Below are 11,352 nucleotides of genomic sequence, written 5' to 3'. Positions count from 1 at the left end.
AACTAGCATCCAAACCCAACCCAAGGTGAGGAATTTCGATGAGCAACCCTGGGGAATTTCAGCGAGCGGCGTCACTGAGGGCATGGCTCGGCCTCGGACGGCCTACGGGGCACGTGCAGCTAGGCGGTTGCCTTCTTGCCCTTCGCCCGCTTCTCAATCTCCCGCTTGCCCCACTCGAGGTTCTTCTCCCACCCCTTTCGCAGCATGGGGTCGAGGAAACGGCTGATCAAGGGGACGGCAAGGCAGCTGTCTATTTCGTGGGTCACCTTCGACCCACCATTGTCCGGCTCGACGGTCTCCGTTTGGGTTCCCTCCATCGCTCCGAAGTTCCGGACGGCAATTCGCTCGCCGGGGACGTAGTCGGTGTAGACCGTCACCCCTTTGCGTGGCATGCCGAGCATCTTGAAAGTCCATTCGTACGAGTTGCCCACAACATCTGGACTCTCGTACACGGCCTCCATCGTCATCCCCGGCGGGGTGGCGGTCGTATCGAGCATGAAGGAGAGCACTTGTTCCGGCGTCGCGTCGACGTGCACGGTCTTGGTGGCTTTCATCGGTCGCACCTTCTCGGCGTTCAGGGGCTAACTCCATTATCACCCCCGGTTGGGCAGCCCGCTAGAGGCGAAGGCGGGCCCTGAAGGCGAATCCCAGCGGCAAAACGTCGTATTCGCCGTGCCCGCACGCCTGTGAGCGAGCGACATGCTCGGGCGACATCCGCAAAGCGACGGTTGCTGACCATAACCTTCAGGAGGATGTGCGAGTAATACTCGACCCTGCGGTCCGTCCCGTCGGCCTCGTTCCTCGACATGCCTGAACCGGCGCCTTCGTCGCCGTGGATCTCCTCGGACGCAACTGGAACGCCGAACAACTGATACCGAGGGATATCGCCCATTCCACCAAACCGGCGACGGATTACCCACACATCCTCACCTCGGCGCTCGCCTGCCCTGCTCCGCGGCGAACACCAAGCGTGGCGACGCCTTGCGCCCCATCTGCCGGATCTCGTGCTTCCTGACGAGGACGATGCAGCTGTCGATATCGATCGCCCGAGCGAGCCTTAGCGCTGGGCGCCGATACGTGGGTGATCGTCGCTGATCCGGCGGATCGCAACGTGGGTCCACCCGCTCCCGCGAGGCGATGCGAAGCTCGTTGGACAACCAGTGTGCTCGCTGGCCTTACAGACCTCCAACACGTCCCCGCTGAACCGGTAGACCGCAAGCTCGCGCCCAATCTGCTTGTGTGCGCCAGGGACTTCCTGCACGTTGGTGAAGCCGTCCGGGTCGACCGTGAAGTCGACGTGGCGGCCGGCGCCGATGCGTTCGCCGCCCCTGAACACCGTGAAGCGACCGGCAGCGTCGACGTGCTCGATGATGCCGGTGACGTCTGTCTGCTCACCATCTCTGGTGTGGAAGACAATCTCCCACCAACCCACGAAGAAATCGGGCTGGCTCAATGGAGAATCGGGTATCCGCCGTACCTGCGTCATCGGCGCAGGTACGGCCCGGTCCGACACGCGGCGGTGACGGGAGACGGCCAGGTACCGGCGGGGCGCTGTTTCATGACCGCCATCATGACATAAGACCGCAACCGGCGCGAGGGTGGGACCGACAAAGGACACGGCCGTCAGTCCGGTTCGGTCAGCCTGGCCAAGTCAACAGGCTCCTCGACTGACGCCGACTCCAGCGATCTGACGCTACCCACCAGACGGTTACCGCCGGCCTGTTTCGCCTGATACATCAAGTCGTCTGCCGCCTGCAGGAGACCCTCGAGCGGGTCGGTGGGTGTCGCGTAGGTCACGACGCCGACGCTCACCGACACGACGGCGCTCTTCCCCCCAAGTTGATCATGGATCCGGCCTACCGCGCCGAACGCTTCCTGCTGATCGGTGGCCGGGAGGATCAGGGCAAACTCGTCCCCACCCAGTCGGCCAAAGACGTCGTAGGCCCGGATGGTGGTGGCTGTTGCCTTGGCAAACTCGACCAGAAGGAGATCTCCTGCCTGATGGCCCTTCCGATCGTTGTATTCCTTCAGCCCATCGATGTCGAAATACGCTACGGTTAGTGGAAGGCCTTCGCGGATGACCCGCAACCGCTCCCGCTCGCCCAGCTCCATGAACCCGCGCGTGTTCAACGCGCCGGTGAGTGGATCGCGCAAGGCCTGTTCCTGCAACGCGCCGATGGTCCGGCTGAGGGCGTCGGCGAGAATCACAAAACCGAGCAGGAGCGCTACGAGCGTCAAACCTTCGAGAACGGCGGCCGAGAACGTCGTTGGATTCCTGGAGACGGCCGTACCTGTCGAGATAATCCGCCCGACGCCCGCCAGAAGGGCTAGAGAACCGCCGGCAGAGGCGCTGCCATGGAAGGCCACCCCGCCGACGATCAGGACGAAGACGATCCCGTTCGGGAATCGGAAGTCGGTCACGAACTCGACCAAGCTCGTAGCTAGTGGTCTGTCTGCTATTTGATGACCGGGGTAGGCAGTGCCACGAACCCTGCCACAGCGGGGATCGTCCGGCAGGAGACCAAGTCACCAAATCCGCGACGGACCACTAGCACCCCGGCGGTGCCCAGGATGACAACCGCCTCGGTTGAGATGCCCGAGAAGGAGTGAAGGATCCGAAACAATCGGTCCGAATCCTGTCCGGTTGGCCCCCTGGCGAGAAGCCGCGATTCTGTCATATATCTGCAGTATTGCCCATATCTGGCAGTAGGCGGCGGATTGTGGGTGGGATGCTTCCCCGGGAGAGAAACGAAGTCCCTGCGCAGTTTTCGAGCTTCCCGTTGTCGACCAACGGCCTCGATGCCCCGACCTCCCGCACTACGCTCTCGACTCACGAAAGGACGCTATGGACACCTTGCTCGACCGAGGCATCGATCTCGTCCTGTGGTTCCAGCAGTTCAGCCCGGGACTAGACACCCTCTTCAAGGCTTTCACGTTCCTGGGTGACGAGGAGTTCTACCTGATCTTGCTGCCCCTGGTCTACTGGAGTGTCGACCGTGCCACCGGCGTTCGCCTGATGATCGTCACCCTGTCGTCGAGTCTCGTGAACACCGTCGCCAAGACGCTAGGCGGCCAACCACGTCCGTTCACGTACGACGACCGGGTGGTTCGCCTAGTCGACGCGAGCGGATACGGACTCCCCAGCGGGCACACCCAGAGTGCAGTGGTGGTCTGGGGCTTCATCGCCACCGAGACGAGACGCCGCTGGGTCTGGTTTCTCGCCGGCTTGCTCACGCTGGGCGTCGGGCTTTCGCGGATCTACCTGGGCGTTCACTTCCCCACCGACATCCTGGGTGGCTTCATTCTGGGCATGCTCGTCTTGTTCGTCTGGCTGAAGTACGGTCGGCGCGCCGAGGCGTGGTTCTGTCGTTTGCCTCTCAACCGCCAACTGGCACTAACCGCCGCACTCCCCCTGATGGCGATGATCGCCGCACCGACCGACGACGTCGTCACCGCCGGAGGAACCTTCATCGGGATGGGTTTCGGAGTCATCCTCGAGCGGCGCTCTCTCCGCTTCGCGACCGCCGGACCAGTCATTTCCAGGGTAGGTCGGTTCGTTGTCGGCGGCTTCGTCCTCGTCGTGCTCTGGTGGGGCCTGCGTACCGTCCTGAACGGCCTGGAGCCCGCCCTCGTGTTCCGGTTGCTCCGCTATGCGGTCGTGGGGTTCTGGGGCGCCTATGGGGCACCCTGGCTGTTCATCAAGTCCGGCCTGGCGCGTCGCGAACTCGCTCGAGTGAGCCCCGATTCCGGGCTGTGACAGCCGGACGATCGGAGGGAGACACGATTCATCCAATAGCTCTGCGCATTCCGTACTGTTAACTGCAGATCCGAGGGGAGATTCATGAATCCGGTATTAGATGTTGTGGAACTAGGTTTTCCGTGGGATGGTCTCGACCCGTTCGTCTTCACTGTGCACCACGTCGACGACTATCCGGCCGGCAACACCGCCCTCGGGCCGGACGCCCCGCTGAACGGTCGGAACATCGGTTCGGACTTCTCTTATCTCGACGGTTGGAGCATGTATCACGGCAGCAGCGTGCCCGGGTTCCCGCAGCACCCCCATCGGGGATTCGAAACGGTCACGGTGGTCCGGCGGGGATACGTAGACCACTCCGATTCCCTAGGAGCGACCGCCCGGTATGGCGAGGGCGACGTCCAGTGGTTGACCACCGGAAACGGGATCATGCATGCGGAGATGTTCCCGCTCATCAACCCGGCCGGCCCGAATCCTCTCGAACTCTTCCAGATCTGGCTCAATCTGCCCCCGGGGTCAAAGCTGGTGCCGGCCCACTTCTCGATGCTGTGGGGTGAGGACATCCCCACGCTGTCGCCGGGTCCCGGCGTTGAGGTGGACGTGATTGCCGGCAGCCTCGCCGGGCTCAATGGCCCGCCGGCTCCGCCGAATTCGTGGGCTTCACAATCAGGAACAGAACTGGGCATCTGGTTGATCCGACTCGGTTCGGGCGCCCGCTGGGATCTCCCCGCTGCCCCGGCTGGAACCAACCGGATGCTGCACTTCTTCGAAGGTTCCGAAGTAACCGTTGCGTCAACGAGCATCGCGAAGGGAAGCGGTGTCACTCTCCGGTCGGAGCCAGCCGCACCCATGGCCAACAACGGCGAGCCCGCCGAGCTTCTCCTCCTCCAGGGGAAGCCAATCGGGGCTCCGGTATTCCAGATGGGTCCGTTCGTCATGAACTCCGCCGAGGAGTTACGTACCGCCGTCGACGATTACCGACGAACAGGGTTCGGAGACTGGGAATGGTCCCGGCCGGACCCCGTGCATGCCAGAACAGAAGGACGCTTCGCCCTTCACGCCGATGGCACGATCGAGCACCGGGCCATGCAGAAGACTCGGTGACCGCCCCACCGGGCCCGATAAGCGAAGAATCCCCCCGATGTAGGGGGGATTCTTTCAGGTCCCCACGTCCGTTCACTTGCTCTCCCCAAGAGCTGGAGCAGCCACGAGCGCCCGGTAAGCCGGACGCCCGTGTCCGAGCCCGGGCACCGGAAACACGTTGAAAGATTCCCTGACGACAACGTGCCCTCTGCGCGCCCGGATGGTCCCCGGTGGCCCAATCGAACCCGGGGAACCAACTCGCACTTCAATACTACGCAGAGTGGCCACGCAAAGACATGGGTCGCCGGGCTCATTGTGATCATCCGCAACGATTGGCGGCGACGTACAAGAAGGTATGGAACTTCCTCCCGACGGCTCATGGCGTGCACGAGCATCGTGCAGGTCACATGATCCCTCCCTCTTCTTCGGAGGGGAATCGACCTCGACGACGAGCTCACTCCAGCAAGCACGGGCGATCTGTGCAGGCTGCCCGGTCAAAGCCGACTGCCTCGATTATGCGCTCCAGACCGGGCCCCGCTACGGCATCTGGGGTGGGTTGACGCAGGACGAACTACAGCCGCTGCGCAGACGTCGGCGCCTCAGATCTGCTTCCTGAGAGCGCAATCACCTACACTCCCCGAAGTGAGGACCCGCACGCTTCTTCCATCCCTCGGCCTGATCTCACTGCTCATCGCGGTGCTTCTGCATAGAGCGCGCCACGGCTCTCCGCCCTCGGCCGAAGCGGGAACGTGGGTCCCGCGCGACATCGCCGGATGAGGGTCGCACTCGCCCCGTCGGACGCTATCGGCATGAGGGCCGGGCGGGTGTTGCTGGCTGACGAGCGCGTTGAGGCGTTGGGTACGTTGGGAACCGGTGTGCGCTCACGAGATTCCAGGGTCACCAAGATCGATGACCTCGCCGGGTGGGACGTGATGGTCTCGGACGCCGCCATCGACGACCCTCGCATCCTGGCGGCAATCGACCAGCACGTGCCGATCATCACACCACACCCACTCCGCCACATCCGGAAGGCAAGCCGTATGGCTCCGGTGGTTGCCGCCGCGTCGATCGGCTCGGGTTTACCGGCGGCGCTTGCCGTGCTCCTCATGGAGCGCTTCGATGTGGTCGAGTCGGTGGTGGCAGCCATCACAGTTCCGCCCAAACGAATCCGGCAGGATCGTTCGGTGATGTTCCCCGATCCTGTCGGCGTTCGATGGTGTGAAACGGTTCCGGCACCGGTTTCTTCGCCGGCGGGATTGATGTTCGCGCATGCTCCATACGATGGAGAGCTCACGGCAATCAGTGTCCGAGCCGAGGGATTCGTCGGAACGCATCACGTAACCGCACTCGAGGCCGTCGTCGATGACCCGCTCTTCAGCGGAGCGATCGCTCTGGCGGGTGCGGCGATCATGCTCATCGATGGGCCGCCTGTCGACCGTCAGATCGAGGTCCAGGTGCTCGCAGCCGAGTATCTCAAAGCGTGTGTGGCTGCCGGGTTGGGAGTCGCTTCGTTCAGCGCCGCGTAGTCGCTACTTCCTGCGTCGGTTCGTCGACCCCTGACGTCTCCTTGTTCGGTGGTGGCGTCGGGTTCGTTTGCCAACCGGCCGGGGGTCGTTGTGGGGCAACTGGGACGTTCATTGTCTCTTCGAGCACGACCACCTCGATGCCTCCCACCACATCACTGACGAGGTTGTACATGACGGCCGCCAGCGTGGTCATGCCGGTCATGAACACGGTCCACGCGATCGACAGAAACACTGCGGTCCGGAGTAGTTGCTCACTATCCGGGATTATGTTCGTTGAGTCGAACAGGGCCAGTTCGGTGAAGAAGCTTTCGATCTTCTGAGGGATCTCAACGGCGTTGACGACGGACCACACGATGACTAGACCGAGCACGAGCGCCAGACCCAGGACGGCATACAACACCGCGGAGACCTTGAGAACGGTCCAGGGGTCGAACTTTCTGATGATTCTGCGTACCCGTCGTACCGACGTCATGGCACTCCTTGCTGAGCGTCGAGATTGTACCGGCAACTCCCGACTGCGCGGGGGATACCGAGTCGTTCAACGCTGTAGGGGCCCGTCGAGTTCCCCGACCGGCCCCGCAGCCTACTCCTCTTCTATTACGACGGGCGTGAACGCACTAACCGTCACACCCTCTGGAAGCCGGATTACTTTCACGCCACTGGCCTCCCGCTTCTGCCGGCTGACCGAATCGACTTTCGTTCGAATGGCGACTCCGTTAGAGGCGATCACAAACACTTCCATGCCCTTGGCGACCGCCCTGGCGCCGCTGAGCTTGCCGCGGACCCGGGTCAGTTTGATCGCCTTCACGCCCAATCCCCCGCGCTTCTGGTCGCGGAACTGATCCATGACCGTCCGCTTGCCGTATCCGCCGGACGTCAGGATCAGCACCTCGGGACCGTCGGCGCTCGAAGCGGCGGCCACCACCCGATCACCCTCGCGCAGCCTGATGCCGCGTACGCCCTGAGTAGCTCGACCCATGGGACGCAACTCGGATTCCTTGAATCGAATTCCCATACCCTGTTCCGTGAAAATCAGCAGATCGTTGCCCCCGGTGGTTGTTCGAACTGCCACCACCTCGTCGCCGTCCTGCAGTTTGATGGCGATGAGGCTCGATTGACGCGAGTCGTACTCGCGGAACAACGTCTTCTTGACAACGCCCTTGCGGGTCACCATCACGAGGAAACGGGAGGTCTCATAATCACGCGTGTCGACGATGGCTTCGATCCGCTCGTCCGGCTCGATCGGCAACACGGATTGCGCCAACACGCCCTTCGAGGTGCGGGCCTGCCTCGGTATTGTGTGCGCCTTGACCCGGTGCACCTTTCCCTTGTTCGTGAAGAACAGCAGGTAGGCATGGGCGGTTGTGTGAACCATGTACTCGACGACATCGTCCTCGCGCAGTTCGGCAGCCTTCACGCCGCGCCCACCACGACCCTGGATCCGGTAAGTGGCCGCCAGCACCGACTTGAGGTAACCGTTGTTACTCACGGTGAGGATCAGTTCATCGTCGGCAATCAAGTCCTCGAGCGAAAGGTCGCCTTCGTCGGGAACGATCCGCGATCGGCGAGGCTCCCCGTGCTTCTCGCGAATCGCAATCAGTTCCTCTTTGATGATGGCCCGCCGCCGTGCAGGGTCGGCCAGGATTGCCTCGAGTTCAGTGATGAGCGCATGGATCTCGGACAGTTCGGCCCGCAGCTTCTCGGTTTCGAGGGCGGTGAGCCGTCGAAGCGGCATGTCGAGAATGGCGTTCGCCTGGATTTCGCTGAGGCTGAACCTCTCAATCAGCGAGGCACGCGCTTCCGGGGTGTCGGACGATGCCCTGATGATCCGGACGACTTCATCGATATTGTCGACCGCAATGATCAGGCCTTCGAGGATGTGCGCCCTGGCCTTCGCCTTGTCGAGACGGAACTGGGTTCGCCGTTCGATCACCTCCATCTGGTGATCGAGGTAGTGCCCGATGATCTCCCCGAGGTTGAGCGTCCTGGGCACTCCGTCGACCAAAGCCACCGTGTTGACGCTGAAGTTCTCCTGCAACTGGGTCAGCTTGAAGAGCTGATTCAGCACAACTTGGGGAACGGCGTCCTTCTTCAATTCGATGACCAGCCGGGTACCGACCCGTGCCGACGAGTCGTTGCGGAGATCAGAAATGCCCGTGATCTTCTTGTCGTGAACGAGGGCGGCGATCTTCTCGAGGACCCGGTCTTTGGAGACCTGGTACGGGAGTTCGGTCACCACGATGGCGTTGCGCCCTTTGCGTACTTCTTGCACGTCGGCAACCGCCCGCATCTTGACCGAGCCACGCCCGGTGGTGAGAGCATCCCGAATTCCCGCCGTCCCGACGATATATGCACCGGTCGGGAAGTCTGGTCCCTTCACGAACTGCAATAGGTCCTCGACGGCGGCATCCGGGTTCTCGATCACGTACACGCAGGCGTCGATTATCTCGCCGAGGTTGTGCGGGGCGATATTCGTTGCCATGCCGACTGCGATTCCCTGTGAACCGTTGACGAGCAGGTTGGGGAAGCGGGCGGGAAGCACGGAAGGCTCCTGATGCTCGCCGTCATAGTTCTCTACGAAGTCGACCGTGTTCTCGTCGATCCCTTCGAGCAGCTTCGTCGAGATCGGAGCAAGACGGCACTCCGTGTACCTCATGGCGGCCGGGGGATCGTCGATGGTTCCGAAGTTCCCCTGCGGATCAACAAGCGGATGGCGAAGTGAGAACGACTGTCCGAGGCGAACGAGCGCGTCGTAAATGGCGTCGTTCGAATGAGGGTGATACTTAGCCATCGTGTCTCCGACGACCGTGGCACTCTTCTTGTGGCGTGATCCGGCACCCATGTTCGCCACGTTCATCGCATGGATGATTCGTCGCTGCACCGGCTTGAGTCCGTCGCGGACGTCTGGAAGGGCACGCGAGACGATGACGGACATCGCATAGTCGACGAACGACTGTGCCATCTCGTCGTTGATGTCGATCTCGCGGATATTCCCGTGTGGGTCTTGATCGGTCATGAGGTCCTCTGCTCAGATGTCCAGGAAACGGACGTCTTTGGCGTTCTGCTGAATGAAGGCCTTTCGCTCGGCCACGTCGTCGCCCATCAGAATCGAGAAGATCTCCTCGGCTCTGGCGGCGTCCTCGAGCTCGACCCGGATGAGCGTGCGGGTAGCCGGATTCATGGTGGTATCCCACAATTCGTTGGCATTCATCTCGCCCAGGCCCTTGAACCGGGTGGGGTTGACCTTCGGGTGGTCCCGGTGGAACTCCGCCAGGGCCGCTTCGTCCTTCAAATAGTGCACGCTGGAGCCGACCTTCACCCGGTACAGTGGGGGCTGGGCAACGTAGACGTACCCGGCTTCAATCAAACCTCGCATATGGCGGAACAAGAGGGTCAGGAGCAGCGTACGGATGTGAGCGCCGTCCACGTCGGCGTCCGTCAACATCACGATCTTGTGATACCTGGCTTTCGTTACGTCAAACTCCTCGCCGATGCTGGTGCCGGCGGCAGTGATGATCGCCTGGACCTCGTTGTTCTGGAGCGCCTTGGCCAGACGGGCCTTCTCGACGTTGAGGATCTTGCCCCGAATGGGCAGGATTGCCTGGGTCACGGAGTCACGGCCCTCCTTGGCAGGTCCGGCCGCCGAGTCTCCCTCAACGATGAAGAGTTCGCTGAGGCTCGGATCCCGGGAGGAGCAGTCGACCAGCTTTCCGGGCAGGCTCGTCGACTCGAGCAGCGACTTGCGTCTGGTCAGCTCACGGGCCTTTCTGGCTGCCTCGCGAGCTTTCGAGGCCGTGATGCACTTATCGACGATCCGGCGCGCTTCGCCTGCATTGCGCTCGAGCCACTCCGGCAACATCTGATTGAGGGTCTTCTCGACGTAGGAGCGGATCTCGGTGTTCCCGAGCTTGGTCTTCGTCTGACCCTCGAACTGTGGCTGCCGGACCTTGACCGAGATGACCGAGGTGAGCCCTTCCCGGATGTCCTCGCCGCTCAGATTCTCGTCCTTCTCCTTCAACAGGTTCTTCGAACGGGCGAATTCGTTGATCGCCTTTGTGAGTGATTTCCGGAACCCCTCTTCGTGCGTGCCGCCTTCGTGGGTGTTGATGTTGTTGGCAAAGCTGAGAACCGTCTCGGTGTACGAACCCGTCCACTGCATGGCGATCTCGAGTTCAGAGTCGTCCGACTCGTGGTCGAAGTAGATGATGTGCGCATGTAGTGGTTCACGTGTGGCATTCAGGTGCTTGACGAAGTCAATCAAGCCGCCCTTGTACATGAAGGACTTCTCTTGCGGTTCCTCTCCCCGCTCGTCGGTGAGGCGGATCTCGAGGCCCTTGTTGAGGAACGCCATCTCTCTGAGGCGGGAGACGATCGTGTCGAAGTGGAACTCGGTTGTCTCGGTGAAGGTCTTGGGCGAAGGCCAGAATGAGATCGTGGTGCCGGTGCGACGTGCCGGACGAATCTTCGTGACCTTCCCGATCGGCCGGCCGTCCACGAAGCTCTGTCCCCACAGGAACCCATCTCTCACGATTTCGGCGTCGAGCCTCGCCGAAAGGGCATTGACAACAGAGACGCCGACACCGTGCAAACCGCCAGACACCGTGTAGGCGCCTTGCTCGAACTTGCCGCCGGCGTGCAGCGTCGTGAGGACCGTCGTCAACGCCGAGGTCTTGGTCTTCTTGTGATGGTCGACCGGAATGCCTCTTCCGTTGTCCCTCACCCGCACTCCCCCGTCGGCAAGCAACGTGACGTCGATCCTTGTGCAGAAGCCGGCCATGGCTTCGTCCACCGCGTTGTCCACGACTTCCCAGACGAGGTGGTGCAAGCCGCGCGGCCCGGTCGAACCGATGTACATGCCTGGCCGGCGACGAACCGCCTCGAGACCCTCGAGGACGGTGATGTCGCCAGCGTCGTAGGACGATGGATTGGGGGCAGTCACTGGACTCCTTCAGCGTTCGACGTTCTCAGCAAAGGGGGGCCGGCGTGCGG

General features: G+C 62.2%; 11 protein-coding genes. 5 read left to right on the top strand and 6 right to left on the bottom strand.

The annotated features are described in order from the left end of the window. Positions 1-119: 119 nt before the first annotated feature. The 3 genes from P1T08_11455 to P1T08_11445 form a co-directional block, all read right to left on the bottom strand. Positions 120-554 (bottom strand): SRPBCC family protein, encoded by a 435-nt coding sequence (locus tag P1T08_11455; protein MDF1596688.1) that lies wholly within the window; start codon positions 552-554, stop codon positions 120-122. A gap of 503 nt (positions 555-1,057) precedes the next feature. After that, positions 1,058-1,453, bottom strand: a complete 396-nt coding sequence (locus P1T08_11450; protein ID MDF1596687.1) for a hypothetical protein — start codon at positions 1,451-1,453, stop codon at positions 1,058-1,060. Positions 1,454-1,623: 170 nt separating this feature from the next. Further along, positions 1,624-2,421: a GGDEF domain-containing protein gene (locus P1T08_11445; protein MDF1596686.1), complete on the bottom strand. Its 798-nt coding sequence runs from the start codon at positions 2,419-2,421 to the stop codon at positions 1,624-1,626. Between the two features lie 424 nt (positions 2,422-2,845). Between P1T08_11445 and P1T08_11440 the strand changes: the two genes are divergently transcribed. The 5 genes from P1T08_11440 to P1T08_11420 all read left to right on the top strand — a co-directional run bounded on the left by P1T08_11440 (position 2,846) and on the right by P1T08_11420 (position 6,363). Beyond that, on the top strand, positions 2,846-3,757 hold the full coding sequence (locus tag P1T08_11440; GenBank protein MDF1596685.1) for a phosphatase PAP2 family protein: 912 nt from the start codon (positions 2,846-2,848) through the stop codon (positions 3,755-3,757). A gap of 84 nt (positions 3,758-3,841) precedes the next feature. Beyond that, positions 3,842-4,858, top strand: a complete 1,017-nt coding sequence (locus P1T08_11435; protein MDF1596684.1) for a pirin family protein — start codon at positions 3,842-3,844, stop codon at positions 4,856-4,858. Positions 4,859-5,192: 334 nt separating this feature from the next. Beyond that, positions 5,193-5,453: a WhiB family transcriptional regulator gene (locus tag P1T08_11430; protein ID MDF1596683.1), complete on the top strand. Its 261-nt coding sequence runs from the start codon at positions 5,193-5,195 to the stop codon at positions 5,451-5,453. A 26-nt stretch (positions 5,454-5,479) separates the two neighbouring features. Continuing rightward, positions 5,480-5,614, top strand: a complete 135-nt coding sequence (locus P1T08_11425) for a hypothetical protein (protein MDF1596682.1) — start codon at positions 5,480-5,482, stop codon at positions 5,612-5,614. A gap of 32 nt (positions 5,615-5,646) precedes the next feature. Then, positions 5,647-6,363 (top strand): hypothetical protein, encoded by a 717-nt coding sequence (locus tag P1T08_11420; protein ID MDF1596681.1) that lies wholly within the window; start codon positions 5,647-5,649, stop codon positions 6,361-6,363. Here P1T08_11420 and P1T08_11415 read toward each other — a convergent pair. From P1T08_11415 to gyrB, 3 genes are all read right to left on the bottom strand, one after another. Beyond that, a complete protein-coding gene (locus P1T08_11415; protein ID MDF1596680.1) occupies positions 6,350-6,835 on the bottom strand; it encodes a DUF3566 domain-containing protein in 486 nt (161 codons plus the stop codon). The genes P1T08_11420 and P1T08_11415 overlap by 14 nt on opposite strands. Before the next feature lie 111 nt (positions 6,836-6,946). After that, complete coding sequence (gyrA, locus tag P1T08_11410; protein MDF1596679.1) at positions 6,947-9,379, bottom strand: DNA gyrase subunit A; 2,433 nt, start codon at positions 9,377-9,379, stop codon at positions 6,947-6,949. A 12-nt stretch (positions 9,380-9,391) separates the two neighbouring features. Next, on the bottom strand, positions 9,392-11,302 hold the full coding sequence (gene gyrB, locus P1T08_11405; GenBank protein MDF1596678.1) for a DNA topoisomerase (ATP-hydrolyzing) subunit B: 1,911 nt from the start codon (positions 11,300-11,302) through the stop codon (positions 9,392-9,394). Positions 11,303-11,352 lie beyond the last annotated feature (50 nt).

The organism is Acidimicrobiia bacterium, from assembly GCA_029210695.1.
Lineage (GTDB): Bacteria > Actinomycetota > Acidimicrobiia > Spongiisociales > JAHEDJ01 > JAHEDJ01.
Note: the sequence above shows the minus strand (reverse complement) of the source record. Positions and strands in the feature narration are given on the sequence as shown.

Bases quoted from the DNA above. Each gene is read 5' to 3' on its own strand.
- P1T08_11455 (MDF1596688.1), bottom strand. From the start codon at position 554: ATGAAAGCCACCAAGACCGTGCACGTCGACGCGACGCCGGAACAAGTG.
- P1T08_11435 (MDF1596684.1), top strand. From the start codon at position 3,842: ATGAATCCGGTATTAGATGTTGTGGAACTAGGTTTTCCGTGGGATGGT.
- P1T08_11440 (MDF1596685.1), top strand. From the start codon at position 2,846: ATGGACACCTTGCTCGACCGAGGCATCGATCTCGTCCTGTGGTTCCAG.
- P1T08_11415 (MDF1596680.1), bottom strand. From the start codon at position 6,835: ATGACGTCGGTACGACGGGTACGCAGAATCATCAGAAAGTTCGACCCC.
- gyrA (MDF1596679.1), bottom strand. From the start codon at position 9,379: ATGACCGATCAAGACCCACACGGGAATATCCGCGAGATCGACATCAAC.
- P1T08_11420 (MDF1596681.1), top strand. From the start codon at position 5,647: ATGAGGGCCGGGCGGGTGTTGCTGGCTGACGAGCGCGTTGAGGCGTTG.
- P1T08_11430 (MDF1596683.1), top strand. From the start codon at position 5,193: ATGGAACTTCCTCCCGACGGCTCATGGCGTGCACGAGCATCGTGCAGG.